The sequence below is a fragment of the Neomoorella stamsii genome, assembly GCF_002995805.1.
Lineage (GTDB): Bacteria > Bacillota > DSM-521 > Neomoorellales > Neomoorellaceae > Neomoorella > Neomoorella stamsii.
This window is the reverse complement of the sequence record NZ_PVXL01000080.1, coordinates 12,394-30,643: the sequence shown is the minus strand read 5'-3', so window position 1 is coordinate 30,643 and position 18,250 is coordinate 12,394. Positions and strand designations below refer to the sequence as shown.

Annotated in this window: 16 protein-coding genes; all 16 read left to right on the top strand. The window is 54.7% G+C overall.

What is annotated here, in order from left to right; genetic code table 11:
• Positions 1 to 100 precede the first annotated feature (100 nt).
• Positions 101 to 823 (top strand): UMP kinase, encoded by a 723-nt coding sequence (gene pyrH, locus MOST_RS16645; protein WP_054937935.1) that lies wholly within the window; start codon positions 101 to 103, stop codon positions 821 to 823.
• The gene (gene frr / locus MOST_RS16640; protein WP_054937936.1) at positions 823 to 1,380 is read left to right on the top strand and encodes a ribosome recycling factor; all 558 of its coding nucleotides are present in this window, start codon (positions 823 to 825) and stop codon (positions 1,378 to 1,380) included. Before pyrH ends, frr begins: the two co-directional genes overlap by 1 nt.
• Positions 1,381 to 1,382: 2 nt before the next feature.
• On the top strand, positions 1,383 to 1,592 hold the full coding sequence (locus tag MOST_RS16635) for a PASTA domain-containing protein (RefSeq protein ID WP_054937937.1): 210 nt from the start codon (positions 1,383 to 1,385) through the stop codon (positions 1,590 to 1,592).
• A gap of 18 nt (positions 1,593 to 1,610) precedes the next feature.
• Positions 1,611 to 1,781: a 4Fe-4S ferredoxin gene (fdxA, locus tag MOST_RS16630; RefSeq protein WP_054937938.1), complete on the top strand. Its 171-nt coding sequence runs from the start codon at positions 1,611 to 1,613 to the stop codon at positions 1,779 to 1,781.
• A 63-nt stretch (positions 1,782 to 1,844) separates the two neighbouring features.
• Positions 1,845 to 2,624, top strand: a complete 780-nt coding sequence (gene uppS / locus MOST_RS16625; protein WP_083476805.1) for an undecaprenyl pyrophosphate synthase — start codon at positions 1,845 to 1,847, stop codon at positions 2,622 to 2,624.
• 18 nt (positions 2,625 to 2,642) lie between these two features.
• On the top strand, positions 2,643 to 3,440 hold the full coding sequence (locus tag MOST_RS16620) for a phosphatidate cytidylyltransferase (protein WP_054937939.1): 798 nt from the start codon (positions 2,643 to 2,645) through the stop codon (positions 3,438 to 3,440).
• Between the two features lie 5 nt (positions 3,441 to 3,445).
• A complete protein-coding gene (gene ytvI, locus MOST_RS16615) occupies positions 3,446 to 4,546 on the top strand; it encodes a sporulation integral membrane protein YtvI (protein ID WP_054937940.1) in 1,101 nt (366 codons plus the stop codon).
• Positions 4,547 to 5,719: a 1-deoxy-D-xylulose-5-phosphate reductoisomerase gene (locus MOST_RS16610; RefSeq protein WP_054937941.1), complete on the top strand. Its 1,173-nt coding sequence runs from the start codon at positions 4,547 to 4,549 to the stop codon at positions 5,717 to 5,719.
• On the top strand, positions 5,716 to 6,726 hold the full coding sequence (rseP, locus tag MOST_RS16605) for an RIP metalloprotease RseP (RefSeq protein WP_054937942.1): 1,011 nt from the start codon (positions 5,716 to 5,718) through the stop codon (positions 6,724 to 6,726). The genes MOST_RS16610 and rseP overlap by 4 nt, the downstream gene beginning before the upstream one ends.
• A gap of 10 nt (positions 6,727 to 6,736) precedes the next feature.
• Entirely contained in the window at positions 6,737 to 7,828 is a 1,092-nt protein-coding gene (gene ispG, locus MOST_RS16600) for a flavodoxin-dependent (E)-4-hydroxy-3-methylbut-2-enyl-diphosphate synthase (RefSeq protein WP_054937943.1), read from the top strand.
• Positions 7,815 to 9,536: a proline--tRNA ligase gene (locus MOST_RS16595; RefSeq protein ID WP_054937944.1), complete on the top strand. Its 1,722-nt coding sequence runs from the start codon at positions 7,815 to 7,817 to the stop codon at positions 9,534 to 9,536. The genes ispG and MOST_RS16595 overlap by 14 nt, the downstream gene beginning before the upstream one ends.
• 24 nt (positions 9,537 to 9,560) lie before the next feature.
• Positions 9,561 to 13,247 (top strand): PolC-type DNA polymerase III, encoded by a 3,687-nt coding sequence (locus tag MOST_RS16590; RefSeq protein ID WP_054937963.1) that lies wholly within the window; start codon positions 9,561 to 9,563, stop codon positions 13,245 to 13,247.
• Between the two features lie 382 nt (positions 13,248 to 13,629).
• Positions 13,630 to 14,652, top strand: a complete 1,023-nt coding sequence (locus MOST_RS16585) for a LacI family DNA-binding transcriptional regulator (protein WP_054937945.1) — start codon at positions 13,630 to 13,632, stop codon at positions 14,650 to 14,652.
• A 26-nt stretch (positions 14,653 to 14,678) separates the two neighbouring features.
• Positions 14,679 to 15,728 carry a uroporphyrinogen decarboxylase family protein gene (locus MOST_RS16580; RefSeq protein WP_054937946.1) on the top strand — a complete coding sequence of 350 codons (1,050 nt, stop codon included), beginning with the start codon at positions 14,679 to 14,681 and terminating at the stop codon, positions 15,726 to 15,728.
• A gap of 7 nt (positions 15,729 to 15,735) precedes the next feature.
• A complete protein-coding gene (locus MOST_RS16575) occupies positions 15,736 to 17,250 on the top strand; it encodes a sugar ABC transporter ATP-binding protein (RefSeq protein ID WP_208974869.1) in 1,515 nt (504 codons plus the stop codon).
• A complete protein-coding gene (locus MOST_RS16570) occupies positions 17,240 to 18,250 on the top strand; it encodes an ABC transporter permease (protein ID WP_054937947.1) in 1,011 nt (336 codons plus the stop codon). The genes MOST_RS16575 and MOST_RS16570 overlap by 11 nt, the downstream gene beginning before the upstream one ends.

Sequence of the window (18,250 nt, the reverse complement as noted above, 5' to 3'; positions counted from 1 at the left end):
TGAAAAAAGAGCACCGCGGTGCTCTTTTTTTCCACGGGTAAAGAGGAATTTTGGCTAACGTGTAGAAAGTATTCAGGAGTTACGGAGGTATGTGCCAGGTATGGGGCAACCCAAGTTTAAACGGGTAGTTCTAAAGGTTAGTGGGGAAGCCTTGGCCGGTACCCAGGGTTTTGGCATCGACCAGGAAGTCCTTACTTCTATAGCCGCGCAAATAAAAGAAGTACGGGATCTGGGGGTTGACGTGGCCATTGTCGTCGGTGGTGGCAATATCTGGCGGGGGGTCAAGGGTAGTGCCAGGGGTATGGACCGCGCCACGGCCGATTACATGGGTATGCTGGCGACGGTAATCAACGCCCTGGCCCTGCAGGATGCCCTGGAGAGTCAGGGCGTGGATACCAGGGTGCAGACGGCCATTGAAATGCGCCAGATAGCCGAGCCTTATATCCGCCGCCGGGCCATCCGCCACCTGGAAAAGGGCCGGGTGGTGATCTTTGCTGCCGGTACAGGCAACCCTTATTTTTCCACGGATACTACCGCAGCCCTGCGGGCGGCCGAGATAGAAGCCGATGTCATCTTAATGGCCAAACGGGTTGATGGCGTTTATGATTCCGACCCCGAGATAAATCCCGATGCCAGGAGGTTGAAGGATCTCGATTACCTGGAAGTATTGAATGGTGGTCTGGGAGTAATGGATGCGACTGCCACTTCTTTGTGTATGGATAACCGCATTCCTATTATTGTCTTTGGGATAAAAGAAAAAGGCAATATCCTGAAGGTAATCATGGGTGAACCCATCGGTACCTTTGTCGGGAGGTTAGAGTGATGCTCGATGAAATTTTAAAAGAAGCCGAAGGCAGGATGCAAAAGGCAGTCGAGAACTTGCGCCGGGAGCTGGCTTCTATCCGGGCGGGACGGGCTAACCCGGCCCTGCTGGAGAAGGTTACCGTTAACTATTATGGTACACCTACCCCCATTAACCAGCTGGCCACGGTTTCCGCCCCGGAAGCCAGGCTCCTGGTCATCCAACCCTGGGATCGCAATATCCTGCCGGAAATGGAAAAGGCCATTTTAAAGTCGGACCTGGGGTTGACGCCGGCCAGCGACGGCACCGTTATTCGCATTGTCATTCCCCAGCTAACGGAAGAGCGGCGTACCGAGCTGGTCAAAGTGGTCCGCAAGAAGGCCGAGGAATTCCGGGTACTGGTCCGCAATGCCCGCCGGGATGCCAACGACAAGTTAAAAGCCCAGGAGAAAAATAAAGCTGCTTCGGAAGATGAGGTCAAGCGGGCCCAGGAAAAGGTTCAGAAGCTAACCGATAATTACATCCAGACCATTGATAAGATCCTGGCCAGTAAAGAAGCTGAAATTATGGAGGTCTAGCTTTGGTCGTACCTGACTGTCTGGGCTTAACCCTGGTTGAAGCCAGAAGGCTGCTGGCAGCTAGCGGATGGCAGGTGCACAATTACTCCTTTACCGGCCCCCTTCGCCCTGTACCGGGTGAGGAGGAAAAGGGCCGCGTCGTGCGTTTACGCCTGGTGGGAGCCGGCCAGGTTGACCTGGTCCTGGCTTATGTAGATACGCACCACCAGTGAAAGGAGGTGGAAGGACCTATGCCCCATCGGATAACGGAAGAGTGCCTGTCTTGTGGCGTTTGTGCAGATGAGTGCCCCCAGGGCGCCATCTCCGAAGGAGAAGACACCTATGTTATTGACCCGGAACTCTGCACTGATTGTGGTACCTGCCGGGAAGCCTGTCCAAATGAGGCCATCGTCGAAGAGTAGGATGGCGACAATCCCCCTCCCCGAGGGGGTTTGTTTTATAGGCATATAGCATTAGGGGGGAAACTGGTGCCTGGTTTCCTGACCAGATGGCTCGGCCACGGGCCGCCCAGAGCAACGGAAGATAGGGAATTCGAACCGGGCAAACTGCCGCGCCATGTAGCTATTATCATGGACGGCAATGGTCGCTGGGCCAGAAAGAGGGGCCTGCCCCGGGTGGCCGGCCACCGGGCGGGAGTCGAATCTTTACGCGATATTGTCCGGGCCTGCGTTGACTGGGGCATTGCCATACTCACGGTTTATGCCTTTTCCACAGAAAACTGGAAAAGACCCCAGGAAGAAGTGGAAGCTTTAATGAACCTGCTGGTTGAATACCTGCGCCGGGAGCTACCCGAGTTAAAGAAAGAAGGGGTGCAGGTGCGGGCTATTGGCCGCCTGGAAGCCTTGCCGTTACCGGCCCAGCAAGAACTGGCCAGGGCCCGGCGGGAAACGGCCGGCAACAACCGGCTCATCCTCAACCTGGCCCTCAACTATGGCGGCCGGGCCGAGCTGGTGGATGCCTGCCGGCACATTGCCCGCGAGGTATTGGCCGGTAAACTGCGGCCGGAGGATATAGATGAAGCGGTGCTCAAAGGCGCCCTTTATACCGGCGACCTCCCGGACCCCGATCTCTTAATTCGCCCTTCCGGGGAAATGCGTCTTAGCAACTTTTTACTCTGGCAGCTGGCCTATACCGAATTATGGGTTACTGATGTCTACTGGCCGGATTTTCGGCGGGAAAATTTACGCCAGGCCCTGCTGGCTTACCAGCAGCGGGAGAGGCGTTTCGGCGGCCTGAAAATTTGACCCGTGGTGGTGTTGACTGTGCTTGGCACCAGAATTTTAGTTGCCCTGGTAGGCATCCCCTTATTACTGGGAGCCGCTTACCTGGGTGGCTGGTGGTTTCTCCTGCTGGTAATCCTGCTGGCTTTTACCGGCCTGGTGGAGTTTTATCACCTGGCCGCCCGCCTGAAGCTAAAACCGCTGGTCCCGGCCGGTATTACAGGTGGCCTGATGTTCGTCCTGCTGGCATATCTTAATAAGGGTATGGTAGCCTGGCTGGGTACTGGACTGACGGTGGGGATGCTCTTAATTTTCCTGGCTTTGTTTCCTCGCCTGGCAGCGGCCGATGTAGCCATGACCCTCCTGGGGAGCTGGTATGTAGGGGGGCTGATGGCTTACCTGCCTTTGCTTCGCCTTTTACCCGGTGGTACCGGGGCCCTCATCCTGACCTTCCTCTTGACCTGGGCCAACGATACTGGCGCTTATTTTTGCGGCCGTATCTTCGGCCGCCGCCACCCCTGGCCCAAGCTCAGCCCCGGTAAAACCTGGGCCGGGGCCATCGGTGGCCTGCTGGTAACTGTAGTGGTGGCGAAAGTTTTGGGCCCCCTCCTTTTACCGGCTTTAAACAGCTGGTCGCTGGCAGGGCTGGCAATTCTCACAGCCATTGCCGCCCAGGCTGGCGATTTAGTCGAGTCCGGCTTTAAGCGCCAGGCCGGGGTTAAGGACAGCGGCTGGCTTTTACCGGGTCACGGGGGGATTTTAGACCGTTTTGACAGTTTGCTCCTGGTGGCTCCGGTGGTATACTATTATCTGGTTTTCTTTTTACCAAAAATGGAGTGAAATCTTTGGCTAACTTTGACGATCGGTTTAAACAAACCTTTCAAACTTTGCTGGTAGCCTTGATGGCTGCCCTCCTTTTCCTATTGCTTTTTTATTACATATTCCCGGCCACGGGAGAAATCATTAAAGCCCTCGTACCGGTGGTCCTGCCCTTTGCCCTGGCAGTGCTGCTGGCCGCAATCATCGATCCGGTTGTTAATTTTATTGAAAGAAGGCTTACAATAGGCCGGGGCTGGGCGGTAATTGTAACCCTCTTGCTTATCCTGGCCATCCTCAGCATAGCCATCTTTTACCTGGTGACCAATTTAATTATCGAACTGGAAAGCCTGGCCTTAACCTTGCCGGCCCAGGCCAGGGCCCTGGGGGCCATCTTCCAGGAGTATTTTTCCCTCCTCCAGAGTTTTTATTTTGCCGGTAATTTGCCGGTTGAAGTCTTGAGTACCCTACAGTCCTTTCTGGATAATGCGGTGGTCTGGCTAAAGAATCTCCTGGGGCTGACGGTTCAGTGGCTGATAGCTTTTATCAGTTCCCTGCCGGAACTCTTTATTTCGCTGATCATTACCCTGGTGGCCACTTACTTTTTCAGCCGGGATAAAGAATTTATCCTCCGCACCCTGGTCCAGGTAGTATCACCGCCCTGGCGGGAACGGATGAGCCATGTATTTAGCTCCCTGGGCCAGGCCATCATCGGTTACCTGCGGGCGGAAATTTTACTGGTCAGCCTGCAGATGACCCAGAGTATTATCGGTCTTTTAATTTTAAAAGTTGATTATGCCCTCACCCTGGCCTTTTTAATCGGCCTGGCCGATTTGTTGCCCATTGTCGGGCCGGGGACGGTTTTCATTCCCTGGATCATTGTAGAATTTATCCGGGGCCATTACGGCCTGGGACTGGCCCTGTTAATCCTGTATGCCTTTATCATTATCCTGCGCCAGGTACTGCAGCCCAAGCTGGTGGCCGTCAGCCTGGGGCTGTACCCGTTAACGACCCTGATTGCCCTTTACGCCGGTTTAAAGCTCCTGGGTATTGCGGGTCTGGTCATTGGGCCCCTGACGCTGGTAGTCTTAAAGGCATTTTATCGTTCCCGGCAGGGGGTAACTAAATAAATGGCGAAAGAAATAGCAATTTTAGGTTCAACTGGCTCCATCGGCCGCCAGACCCTGGAGGTTGTGGCCGCCCATCCCGGGCAATTCAGGGTTGCCGCCCTGGCAGGCGCCAGGAATGTAGAACTCCTGGCCGAGCAGGTAAAGCGGTTTCGTCCCCGCCTGGCCGTTCTCCTGGATCCGGAAGGGGCCAGGGAACTGGCCGCCAAGGTTAGCGGTTTAAAGGTCCAGGTCCTGGCCGGAGAGGAAGGCCTCCTGGCAGCCGTCTGCCTGGCCGGGGTGGAGCTGGTAGTAGCCGCTATGGTAGGGATCCGCAGCCTGCCGGCAATTCTTGCCGCCCTGGAGGCCGGCAAGGATATTGCCCTGGCCAATAAAGAGCTCCTGGTAGCTGCCGGCCAGGTGGTCATGGACCGGGCCCGTTCCCTGGACCGTCAAATTATCCCGGTGGATAGCGAGCACTCCGCCATTTTCCAGTGCCTGCGCCAGGGCGGCCGGGTGGTACAGGTGATTATTACGGCTTCCGGTGGACCCTTGCGCGAGAAAACCCTGGCCGAAATGGCTGCCGTTACCCCGGAACAGGCTTTAAATCACCCCACCTGGGTCATGGGGCCGAAGATAACCGTCGATTCCGCCACCCTGATGAACAAAGGCCTGGAAGTAATTGAAGCCAGACACCTTTTCAACCTGGATTACGACCAGATTGAAGTTTTGATCCACCCCCAGAGCGTCGTCCATGCCCTGGTACGCTACAGTGACGGTGCCCTTTTTGCCCACCTGGGGCCGGCCGATATGCGCCTGCCCATCCAGTACGCCCTGACCTGGCCGGAACGCTGGGATTTAGATAGCCAGGTATTGGACCTGGCGGCCCTGGGACACCTTGATTTCAGCCGGCCGGACCTGGAACGCTTCCCCTGCCTGGAGCTGGCCTGCCGCGCCGGCCGGGCCGGGGGGACTTACCCGGCAGTTTTGAGTGCCGCCGATGAAGTGGCCGTCCAGTATTTCCTGGCAAGGAGAATACCGCTGACGGCTATCAGCCAGGTCATAGCCAGGGTCCTGGAGGAACACCGGCCGGTAACGACACCTGATCTGGAGCAGATTCTTGCCGCCGACGCCTGGGCGCGGCGGCGGGCAGGAGAAGTAGCTGAAGGGTTTTGCAAAGGAGTTGAGGCCCAGTGACTATTATCCTGGCCCTGGTTATATTCAGCATTTTAATTGTGGTCCACGAAGGCGGGCACTTCCTGGCGGCCAAAAAAGCCGGCATCAAGGTAGAAGAATTCGCCATCGGTATGGGGCCGGCCTTCTGGCAGGTAAAGAAGGGGGAGACGGTTTACTCTTTACGCGCCTTTCCCCTGGGCGGCTTTAACCGTATGGCTGGGATGGAAGGCCCGGATCTCGACGACCCGCGGGGTTTTAACCGGCAGCCGTTACTCAAGCGCATGGGGGTCATTGCCGCCGGTTCGGGCATGAATTTCCTCCTGGCTATCCTTATTTTTATTTTCGTGTTCATGGTCCTGGGCATACCGGCGGATATTAATGTTATCGGCCGCGTCGAACCGGGGATGCCGGCAGCCCAGGCGGGTTTGCGGCCGGGGGATAAAATCCTGATGGTTGACAATACACCGGTCAATAACTGGCGGGACATGGTTCACCTGATCTACCAGCACCCGGATGAAAAAATTACCCTGGTAATCGAACGGGACGGCCGGCAGCAGCGGGTCAGCCTGACCACCGCCAGGGATCCCCAAACAGGGTACGGCATGATTGGCATCGGCCCTACCTGGGAGAGGCAGGGTTTGTGGACCTCGATCATCTTGGGACTGAGGCAGGCCCTTGAAATCACCAGGCTCATTATCTTAAGCCTGGTACAGATGTTTACCGGTCAGGCAGCCCCGGAGGTCGTTGGACCCGTGGGCATTATCCAGCTGGTGGGCCAGGCGGCTACCTTCGGCCTGGCCAACGTCCTGAACTTCATGGCGGTCTTGAGCCTGGACCTGGGGCTCATCAACTTGCTGCCCATTCCCGCTCTGGATGGCAGCCGGCTGGTATTCTTAAGCCTGGAGGCGGTGCGGGGCCGGCCCATCAACCCGGAAAAAGAAAATCTAATCCACCTGATTGGCTTTGCCCTTCTCATGGGCCTGCTTATTTTAATAACTTACCATGATATAATTCGCATCTTTAGCTGAGGTGAACTGAATGAGTATTACGCGCCGGCCGACGCGGCAGATCCGGGTGGGTAAGGTGGCCGTGGGCGGGGGGGCGCCCATTTCCGTTCAGTCCATGACCAATACCGATACCCGGGATATCGCCGCTACTGTCGTCCAGATCCAGAGGCTGTCCCGGGCCGGCTGCGAAATAGTCCGCCTGGCAGTACCGGATCAAGAAGCGGCAGCAGCCCTGGCCAGGATCAAAGCCCAGGTGGATATCCCCATCATCGCCGACATTCACTTCGACTACCGCCTGGCCCTGGCCGCCCTGGAAGCCGGGGTGGACGGCCTGCGCTTGAATCCGGGGAATATCGGCGGGCCCGGACGGGTTAAGGCTGTAGTAAAGGAAGCGGCTGCCCGGCGGGTACCCATCCGCATCGGCGTCAATGCCGGCTCTCTGGAAGAGGAGGCCATGGCCGCCTACGGCGGCGTAACGGCCGCGGCCATGGTGGCCAGCGCCTTGAAACATGTCCGCCTGCTGGAAGACCTGGATTTCTATGACATAAAAATTTCCCTGAAAGCTGCGGAGGTACCATTGATGCTCGAGGCCTACCGCCGGCTGGCCGCGGAGGTTGATTATCCCCTGCACCTGGGGGTGACGGAAGCCGGCCGGGGCCTGGAGGGAGCCGTCAAATCAGCCGTGGGGATCGGCATTTTACTTAACGAAGGGATAGGCGACACCATCCGGGTATCTTTAACCGGCGACCCGGTACAGGAGGTTGCGGCCGGTTTTGCCATCTTGCGTTCCCTGGGCCTGCGCCGGCGGGGCATCGAGCTTATTTCCTGCCCCACCTGCGGCCGCTGCCAGGTAGATGTGGAAGGGGTGGCAGCCCGGGTGCAGCAGGACCTTCAGGATGTAGCCAGGCCCCTGAAGGTAGCCGTCATGGGCTGTGCCGTCAACGGACCCGGCGAAGCCCGCCAGGCCGATGTCGGTATTGCCGGAGGTCCTGGCTTTGGCCTTCTTTTTCGCCACGGTCGTCCCGTCCGCAAGGTCAAGGAAGAAGATATGGCCCGGGCCCTTATTGAAGAAGCCAGGCGCCTGGCAGCAGAAGAAGGGGAGGAAGAGAATGCGCACGAGTGAATTACTGGCACCGACTTTAAGGGAAACACCGGCCGAGGCCGAGATCGTCAGCCATCAGCTGTTGCTGCGGGCCGGCTTCATACGCAAGGCCGCAGCCGGGATCTATACCTATTTACCCCTGGGACGGCGGGTACTAGCCAAACTGGAGCGGATCATCCGGGAAGAAATGGACCGGGCCGGCGGCCAGGAGGTTGTCCTGCCCATTATCCAACCGGCCGAACTCTGGCAGGAAAGCGGCCGCTGGGAGGTTTACGGAGAGGAAATGTTCCGCCTCCGGGACCGGCACCAGCGCCAGTTTTGCCTGGGTCCCACCCACGAGGAGATTATCACCGCCCTCGTACGGAGCGAGGTTAACTCTTATAAACAATTACCCCTGCTCCTGTACCAGATTCAAAATAAATACCGCGATGAACGGCGGCCCCGTTTCGGGCTTCTGCGGGGGCGGGAATTTATCATGAAGGACCTCTACTCCTTTGACCGGGACCAGGAAGGTCTAAACCAGAGTTATGCCAAAATGTACCAGGCCTACAGCAATGTCTTTCGCCGCTGCGGCCTGGATTTCCGGCCGGTCCAGGCTGACACCGGCGCCATTGGCGGCAACTACAGCCATGAATTTATGGCCCTGGCGTCTACCGGGGAGGCGCTGCTGGTATACTGCCAGAAGTGCGACTATGCGGCCAACGTCGAAATTGCCGCGGCCAGGGCGCTGCCCAAACCGGTAGCGGAAACACCGCAGCCCCTTAAAGAAGTGGCTACCCCCGGGCAGAAAACGGTAGCGGAAGTGAGTGCCTTCCTGGGGATCACCCCGGATAGGCTGATTAAAACCATTTTTTATGAGGCCGATGGGCAGCTGGTTGCCGCCCTGGTCCGGGGTGACCGGGAACTCAATGAAGTAAAACTCCAGAATTACCTGGGCTGCCGGCATCTCGTCCTGGCTGACCCGGAGAAAGTGATGGCTGTTTGTGGCGCGCCGGTAGGCTATGTTGGGCCGGTGGGCTTAAGTGGTGTGCCCATTTACGCCGACCTGGAGATTCCTTACCTGGTCAACGCTGTAGCCGGCGCCAACCGGGAAGGCTACCATCTGACAGGCGTCAACCCCGGCCGCGACTTTAAAGCGGATGCCTTTGCCGACCTCCGCCAGGTGGAGGCGGGAGAACCCTGTCCCCAGTGCGGCGCCCCCTTAAGCCAGGCCCGCGGGATAGAAGTCGGGCAGGTGTTCCAGCTGGGGACCAAGTACAGCCAGCCCCTGGGCGCCACCTATACCGACGAGCAGGGCCAGGAGCATCCCATTGTCATGGGCTGCTACGGCATCGGCGTCAGCCGCACCATGGCCGCCGTCGTCGAGCAGCACCATGATGAGCACGGCATTATCTGGCCCCTGAGCGTTGCTCCCTTTGAAGTGGTCATTATCCCGGCCTCTTTAAAGGACAGCGGCCAGCGGGAAGCGGCCGAAGGTCTCTACCAGGAGCTGCTGGCTGCCGGTGTTGAGGTGGTGCTTGATGATCGCGACGAACGGGCCGGCATGAAATTTGTCGAAGCTGACCTTATAGGCTATCCATTACGCTTGACTATAGGTAAAAAAACCCTTAGCCAGGGTACGGTGGATGTGAAATGGCGGCATGAAGGGCAGGAAGCAGCCCTGCCCCGGGAAGGCCTGGTGCCCCGGGTAAAAGAAATGCTGGCCCGGGAAATGGAAAAGTACCGGTAACGATTGGGGTAAGGGTTGATGGCCATGGCTGGCAGGGAAAACCTGTGGCAGGAATTACTCCGGCAGGGGGCCGTGCGTAAAGTTGTAGTTGATCGCAAGAGCGGCAGGTGCTACCTTTCCCTCTGCCCTCCCTGCACCCTGGGACCGGAGGACATTGAAGCCTACCGGCAGTTCCTGGCGCGGCAGTTTCCCGGCTTTGAATTTATATTAAAAATCATGGAACCTTCACCCCCTGCCGACCTGGCAACCTTCTGCCGGGAACAGAAGGCCGCCATCCTGGAGGAGGTGGCCCGGCGCCTGGGTAATGGTACCTCGGCCTGGCTGGCCGGGGCGCGGCTGGAACCGGAGGCCGGGGTCCTGCAGTTAATCCTCCCGGTACCACTGGCCGTGGAGGCCCTACGGTCCTGCCGGGGTGACAGGGTTTTGCAGGAAGTCTTGCAGCAGTATGGCTACCAGGTGCAGGTGGAACTGGTCACCGACCGGGACTACCAGAAAGAACTGGCGGCCGCTTCCCGCCGGCTCCAGGAGGAGCGTTTAGTCCGGGTCAGGGAAGAAACGGCCAACGGGGGAAAGGAAGACGGCCCGGCTAAAAAGGACGGCCAGGAGAAAAAAGGGAACAGCCAGCAAAATATGGACAACAGCTTCCTCCTGGGGAAAAAGATTACGGCTCCTTTACTGCCCTTGAAGGAAATCCAGGAGGAGGAAAAGCAGGTTGCCGTCCAGGGGGAAGTCCTGGATTTTACGGCGCGGCAGCTGAAATCCGGGCGCTGGCTGGTAAGTTTTAATCTCACTGATTATACCGACTCCATCAGCGTTAAAGCTTTTGCCGACGCCGGTCCCCTGGTGGAGAACGGCCTGGCAGATGGAGAATGGGTGCAGGTGCAAGGACCGGTCCAGTACGACCGTTATAGCCAGGAACTGGTGATAATTGCCGACGCCATCGCCCGGGGGGAACGCCCCGAGCGCCGGGATACGGCGCCAGAAAAAAGGGTGGAGCTGCACCTCCATACCAAGATGAGCGCCATGGACGGCGTAACCGAGGTAGCCGCGGTGGTAAAACAGGCGGCCAGGTGGGGCCATGGAGCGGTAGCCATCACCGACCATGGTGTCCTCCAGGCCTTCCCGGCTGCCGCCGAGGCCGGGAGTAAATACGGCGTTAAGATCATCTACGGCCTGGAAGGCTACCTCTTTGACCAGGACGAACAGCCCCCCGACCACCAGCAGACCTATCATATCATCTTGCTGGTGAAAAACAAGCAGGGATTAGAAAATCTATACCGCCTGGTTTCCCGGGCCCATCTGGATTATTTTTACCGCAAACCCAGGTTGCCGCGCCATTTGATCCAGCAGTACCGTGAGGGGCTCCTTTTAGGTACGGCCTGTGAGGCCGGGGAACTAATCAGGCATTACGTGGCCGGGGCTGGCGTCGCCCGCCTGGAAGAGATTGCCTCCTTTTATGATTTCCTCGAAATCCAGCCCCTGGCCAACAATGATTTTTTAATCCGTGAAGGTAAACTTGCCGACCGCCAGGCCCTGATGGACATGAACCGGCAAATTATCGCCTTGGGCCAGAAACTGCACAAACCAGTGGTGGCTACAGGCGACGTCCATTTCTTAAACCCGGAGGATGCCATCTACCGCCAGGTCCTCCTGGCCGGCCAGGGTTATGCCGACGAGGTCCAGGCCCCCCTCTACTACCGGACGACGGAAGAAATGCTGGCGGAATTTAGCTATCTGGATGCCGCAACGGCCCGCCAGGTGGTAATCACCAATCCCCGGCTCATTGCGGACCAGGTGGAAGAGTTAAAGCCCATCCCCGACGAATTTTACCCGCCGGAGATCCCCGGCGCCGAAGAAGAGCTAACCCGGATCGTCACCACCCGGGCCCATGACTGGTACGGTAACCCCCTGCCGGAACTTGTCCAGGCCCGCCTGGACAAGGAAATGCAATCCATTATCGGCCATGGCTTTGCCGTGCTGTATCTCATCGCCCACAAGCTGGTATTAAAATCCAACGAAGACGGCTACCTGGTAGGCTCACGGGGATCGGTGGGTTCTTCCCTGGTGGCCACCCTGGCCGGGATTACGGAAGTAAACCCCCTGCCGCCCCATTACCGCTGCCCGGCCTGCCGCTACAGCGAGTTTATTACTGACGGCAGCGTCAACTGCGGTGCCGACCTGCCGGCGAAAGATTGTCCCCGCTGTGGTACCAGGTTGTTAAAAGACGGGCACGACATCCCCTTTGAAGTCTTTCTGGGCTTTAAAGGCGATAAGGTACCGGACATCGATCTCAACTTTTCCGGGGAATACCAGCCCCGGGCGCACCAGTACGCCGAAGAGATCTTCGGCAAAGACCATGTTTTCCGGGCCGGCACCATAGCCACCCTGGCCGAACGCACGGCCTTTGGTTTTGTCCATAAATATCTGGAGGAGCGGGGCCTCAAGGCCCGCCAGGCGGAAATCAACCGCCTGGTCAAGGGGATTACCGGCGTCAAGAGGACCACCGGCCAGCACCCGGGGGGGCTCATGGTCGTCCCCCGGCGGGTGGATATCCACCTCTTTACACCATTGCAGCGCCCGGCCGACGACACCGGCAGCAATACCATCACCACCCATTTTGACTATGAAGCCATCAGCCACCGCCTGGTGAAGCTGGACCTCCTGGGCCATGATGACCCCACGGTGATCAAAATGCTGGAGGACCTCACCGGCGTCAACGCCCGGGAGATCCCCCTGGATGAGCCCCGGACCATGTCCCTTTTTGCCGGCGTCGAAGCCCTGGGGGTCCGGCCGGAAGACATCGGTTCCCAGGTAGGTACCCTGGGGATTCCCGAGTTTGGCACCCGTTTTGTCCGCCAGATGCTGGAGGAAACCAGGCCCCGGACCTTTGCCGAGCTGGTACGCATCAGCGGTTTCTCCCATGGTACCGATGTGTGGTTAAATAACGCCCAGGATTTAATTAAAAGCGGTACGGCGAAACTCAGCGAGGCCATTTCCACCCGTGATGATATTATGAACTACCTCATGCAGCATGGTGTGGTGGCCGATATCGCCTTCCGGACCATGGAGGATGTGCGTAAAGGCAAGGGCGTCAAAAAAGAGTATGAAGAGGCCATCCGGGCAGCAGGAGTACCCGAATGGTTCATCCAGTCCTGTAAAAAAATCAGCTATCTCTTTCCCAAGGCCCATGCCGTGGCCTACGTAACCATGGCCTTCCGCATCGCCTACTTTAAAGTCTATTACCCGGAGGCCTTCTATGCTTCCTTTTTCAGCATCCGCGCCGATGAATTCGATGCCGATATTGTAGCTGCCGGCCTGCCCCGTATCCAGGAGGAAATCGCAACCCTGGAGAAGAAGGGCAACGAGGCTACAGCCCGGGAGAAGAACATCCTGACCATCCTGGAGGTAGCCCGGGAAATGTATTGCCGGGGCATTACCATGGAGCGCATTGATTTGCAAAGATCGGCTGCCGGCCGTTTCCAGGTGGGGAAGGGCAGGCTGTTACCACCCCTGGCGGCCCTGACCGGGGTAGGCCAGGCGGCAGCCGAGGCCATCGTCCGCGCCCGCCAGGAACGGCCCTTTACCTCCCTTGAGGACCTCCAGCGCCGCAGCCGGGTGAGCAAAACGGTCATCGAAGCCCTGGAGAAACACGGCGCCTTAGCAGGCCTGCCTGCCTCCGACCAGCTGGCGTTTTTTGGCGGTTTTCTATAACACTCCCACTTTGTTCCGGGAGTGTTTTTTTGTCGTATAAAAAAGATAGGAGATTAAATATGTAAACGATAACATAACTGACTAGTAGTATTAATATAATAAAAGCAGACAAATCAAAAGAAATTACCCGGAGAAGGATTGGGAAAAGGGTTAAGGAAGGGTGGGCGTGAGGCGGTGAAGATGATAATTGTCAATATGTTAATAGAAAGGAGCTGCTTTTTGGGTTCTTCTGCATCAGTTTAAAAGAAAATTTCACATAAAAAATTTTATCTGTCAGGAGGAATCTAAAAATAAATGGCGAATATTATCTATACAAAAGCAAACGATTACATAAATACATACTTTTTTAGTGGTAACGTTTAAAAAGGAAGGAAACGTGGTAATGCCAACCATTAAAGATGTAGCCGCCCGGGCCGGTGTTTCAACAGCCACTGTATCCCGGGTCCTTAATGGTGAGAAGGTGAAAGAAGAGACGGAAAAGAAAGTAATTGCCGCCATTGAAGCTCTTGGTTACCGCCCCAATCATATTGCCAGAAGCCTTAAAACCCAGAAAACCCAAACCATCGGCTTTGTTGTTCCTGACTTCGGTCCTTTCTTCATGCAGGTGGCCGAGGTTGTGGAAGATATATTAAATAGTTACGGTTACAGCCTGATTGTTTGTAATAGCAATGAGAACCCCGCCAGGGAAAAGGAACGGGTAAGAATGCTGGTGGAAAAACAGGTCGATGGGTTACTGGTGGTCCCCACCAGCGATACCGCTTCGCATTTAAGAGAAATCCAGCAAGATGGTACTCCTGTGGTGCTTGTTGACCGGATGGTTAAAGATATGCAGGTTGATTGCGTGCTGGTAGATAATGTAAACGGCGCTTACCAGGCGGTAGAGCACCTGGTAACCCTGGGCTACCGGCGCATCGGTCTCATTAACGGCCGCCTGGAGGTAACTACGGGAGAAGAAAGATACCGCGGTTTCTTACGGGTATTCGAAGACTATAACCTGCCGGTAGATGAAGGTTTAATTCGCACAGGTGATTTTTCTACTGAAAGTGGCTATACTCTCATGAAAGAATTAATGGGCCTTCCAGATCCACCACCGGCTGTTTTTGTTGCCAATTATTATATGACCATTGGCGCCATGCTGGCCATTAATGAACTGGGTCTAAAAATACCCACCGATTTCGCCCTGGTTGGTTTTGACGATATGGAATTAACCCGGCTGGCTAATCCGCCATTAACAGCTGTGGTGCAACCCCTGCAGGAGATGGGCGAAAAGGCGGCGGAGTTAATTTATAAGCGAGTTGGAGGGGATAATACTGGTTTTCCACAGATGTATCGTTTAAAACCTGAACTGGTCATTCGTCACTCTACCAGCCCTTTCTGGAAGACAAAAAATCTGGAAGTTGTATGAGTAAAAAGCCTGGGAGGAGAGACATAATGATTTCCAAAGAACGGGCGCTGGCTGCGATTAAAGGAAAAAAAACAGACCGGTTACCCATGTGGTATGGGGGGGCACCCGAAACGACCCGCAATATAATGGAGTTCCTTGGAGCAAAGTCGGAGAAAGAGGCAATGTATGATATTCTCGGCATGGACTTTAAAACCGTTAGACCTAAATATATTGGATTGCCGTTTAAAAAATACGAGGATGGAACAATGGAGAATGAATGGGGAATTAGAAGGGGCGGTTTGCACTACGGCCAGGCCCTTAATCACCCGCTGGAAAATGCACAGACTATACAGGACGTGGAAAAATACAAGTTTCCCGATCCAGATGACTGGGATGTAGTCATCACCAGAGAGGAACTGGAGGATGCCAGGGGATATTGTCTCATTGGCGCAACATGGGCTCCGTTTTTTCACGATTCTACAGAACTTATGGGCATGGAACAATTCTTTGTCAATATGTATATAAATCCCGGCGTTGTCGAGGCCATTATAAGGAAATGTTTTGAGTTTTATTATGAGCTAAACAGGAGAACTTATGAGGCTAATCCGGGTGTTATTGATTTTTATTTCTTTGGTAATGATTTTGGCTCCATGCGCGCTTTATTGATGTCCCCTGATATGTGGCGCAAGTTTTATAAACCTTATGTTGCCAAACTGATAGAGCAGGCCCATGAAAACGGGGCGGTAGCAGGTCTGCATTCCTGCGGGGACATTCATGAAATATTCCCGGATTTAATAGAAATTGGTTTAGACGTCATAAACCCCATCCAGGTAAGCTGCCAGCATATGGATCCGGTGGTATTAAAGAGAGAATATGGGAAAGATATTGCCTTTTTTGGCGGTATCGACGAAAATGAAATTTTATTAAATGGAACAGAAGCGGAGGTAAGGGCAGAAACGCGAAGGATTATTGATATATTAGGGAGCGATGGCAGATATATAGTTGCTGCCTCCCATGATTACCTGCTTCCTGAAGTGCCAGCGCGCAACATTGTAGCCATGTATGACGAGGCTCGAAAATATAGTTCAGGCAGGTGAAGTAAAGGTGGGCTTAATTCCGGCATTGCAAATGAAAAATGTCAGCAAAAAATTCCCGGGTACCCTGGCTGTAGACAACGTTGATTTTGAAGTTTACCCTGGCGAAGTTCATGCCCTCGTAGGGGAGAATGGGGCGGGCAAATCTACTTTAATGAAAATGCTGGCCGGTTCCTTTAATGACTACACAGGTCAGATCTACATTGATGGAAAGGAGGTGAAACTGCATTCACCGGCGATTGCCAAAGCTAATGGCATAGCCATGATCTATCAGGAATTAAGCCTGGCCAGGGCTCTTACTATTGCTGAAAATGTGCTGGTGGGGAGGCTGCCGGTAAGAAACAAGTGGTTTCTTGACAATAAGGCCTTAATTCAGGAAACAAGAGCTTGCCTGAAAAGCGTAGAATTGGACTATCTCGACCCTTTTACCCCCGTGGAAGCAATCAGCCAGCATGAAGCCCAGCTAGTGGAGATAGCCAAGGCCCTGGGCAACAACCCCCGCATCCTAGTTATGGATGAGCCAACTTCCGCCCTGTCGCGCGAAGAGGTAGAACGTCTGTTTAAAATAATAGGCAAACTAAAGCAGCAGGGGCTGGCCATCGTTTACATCAGCCATCATTTAAATGAAATTTTCCAGGTTGCAGATCGAGTAAGTGTAATGCGTGATGGCCGGAAAGTGGGGACCCTGAATATAACGGACGTTACACCGGAAAAATTAATCGAAATGATGGTAGGCCGGTCTATCAGTCAAGTGAAGAGGGCGGCGGACAGAACCACCGGCCAGATAATCCTGGAGGTTAAAAACTTAAGCAGGTATGGCTTTTTCCATGACATATCCTTTTGCGTCAGGGCGGGGGAGATTGTGGGAATTGCCGGCCTGGCCGGGGCTGGGCGTACCGAGCTGGGGCGAGCCATTGGCGGGGTCGACCCTGTGGATGCAGGAGAAATCATCCTAGCGGGCAGGAGAATTAAAGTCAAAAATATGGCCCGGGCACTCCAGCATGGTATCGCCTATCTAACTGAAGACCGTAAAACCGAGGGCCTTGCCTTGCGCCTCACGGTAGAGGAAAACCTGTTGGCTCCCTTAATTCCCAAGCAAAGCAAAGGTTTAATTTACCAGAGGCAAGCAGGAAAGGGTATAGTAAAAAAATTAATAGAAGATCTGCACATTTCACCTCCGGATCCATCCCGGTACGTAGGTAATCTATCGGGTGGGAATCAACAAAAGGTTTTATTAGGTAAGTGGCTGGCCACCGGACCCCGGGTGTTGATCCTCGATGAACCTACGCGAGGTGTGGACATAGGAGCTAAAGTGACTATACACACGGCCATAGAAAAACTAGCTGCCCAGGGGGTAGCCATGATTCTCATCTCGTCTGATCTGCCGGAATTAGTGCGATTATCCGACCGGATATTAATAATGCGTAAGGGCCATCTCATGGGGGAAATACCGGGTAAGGACTGTACGGAAGAAGCAGTACTATTGGCTATCAACAGTGAAGGGGAAATAGCCCATGCTAGTTAAAAGCGAAAGAATTGAGCCCAAAAAGCATCCTGCAGAAATAACTGTCTGGATAGAAAAGTTCGGTGTTTATGTTATGATTTTTGTACTTCTCTGCCTGGGAACTTTAATTTCCAGCAAGTTTTTAACCCTTGAAAATCTAGCGAATGTTGTCCATGCAGTGGCATTACTGGGTATTGTTGCCGTGGGCGTTACTTTTGTAACCTACAGCGGGCATTTTGCAGACATGTCAGTACCCGGGATTATTGCCCTTTCGGGAATGATCGCCGTTGACATGTTGCGTTATGGTCTTGTAGTTAGTCTGGCGGCGGGATTTGTAACAGGTCTTATGATAGGCCTGATAAATGCCTTTGTTGTTGGTAAACTTAGAGCCAACCCGATTATCTGGACGCTGGCGGTTGCTTTTGTAATTAATGGGGTAGTGAGATGGCTTTACCGGGGTGAACAAATTTATCCGGATTTAAAGGCCGGCGAAAAGTTGGCAACAGCCTTTGTGAACCTGGCGAGGATTAATATAGGGGGTTCGATACCAATTACCATAGTCGTCTTTCTGGTGATGGTAATTATCGGGCAGATATTGCTTGCTAAAACAAAGTTTGGCGTGCAGCTAAAACTTATCGGTTCTTCCTACGAAGTGGCGAGGATGACAGGAGTAAATGTAACCTGGATGGTAGGGCTGGCATTTATATTATCGGCCATGGCCGCTTCCATTGGTGGGATTCTTTTGACTTCACTGGTAAAAATAGGGGCCTATTACAACGGTGCCGGCTATGACTTCCGGGCAGTCACAGCTATTGTTCTGGGGGGGGTAAGCCTGGCCGGTGGTAAAGGGAACATGATAGGAGTCCTGGGGGGAGTAGTGGTTATCGGCCTTCTGAATAATATCCTGACCTTATTGGGAGTAGATACCTTTTCTCAGACGATTGTCCAGGGTATGGTTTTTATCCTGGTTGTCTGGGTTAATACCTATTCACTGCGAAAATTAGGGAAGGCAGATGGATGA

Bases quoted from the DNA above. Each gene is read 5' to 3' on its own strand.
- pyrH (WP_054937935.1), top strand. From the start codon at position 101: ATGGGGCAACCCAAGTTTAAACGGGTAGTTCTAAAGGTTAGTGGGGAA.
- frr (WP_054937936.1), top strand. From the start codon at position 823: ATGCTCGATGAAATTTTAAAAGAAGCCGAAGGCAGGATGCAAAAGGCA.
- fdxA (WP_054937938.1), top strand. From the start codon at position 1,611: ATGCCCCATCGGATAACGGAAGAGTGCCTGTCTTGTGGCGTTTGTGCA.
- MOST_RS16610 (WP_054937941.1), top strand. From the start codon at position 4,547: ATGGCGAAAGAAATAGCAATTTTAGGTTCAACTGGCTCCATCGGCCGC.
- ispG (WP_054937943.1), top strand. From the start codon at position 6,737: ATGAGTATTACGCGCCGGCCGACGCGGCAGATCCGGGTGGGTAAGGTG.
- MOST_RS16595 (WP_054937944.1), top strand. From the start codon at position 7,815: ATGCGCACGAGTGAATTACTGGCACCGACTTTAAGGGAAACACCGGCC.
- MOST_RS16590 (WP_054937963.1), top strand. From the start codon at position 9,561: ATGGCTGGCAGGGAAAACCTGTGGCAGGAATTACTCCGGCAGGGGGCC.
- MOST_RS16585 (WP_054937945.1), top strand. From the start codon at position 13,630: ATGCCAACCATTAAAGATGTAGCCGCCCGGGCCGGTGTTTCAACAGCC.
- MOST_RS16580 (WP_054937946.1), top strand. From the start codon at position 14,679: ATGATTTCCAAAGAACGGGCGCTGGCTGCGATTAAAGGAAAAAAAACA.
- MOST_RS16570 (WP_054937947.1), top strand. From the start codon at position 17,240: ATGCTAGTTAAAAGCGAAAGAATTGAGCCCAAAAAGCATCCTGCAGAA.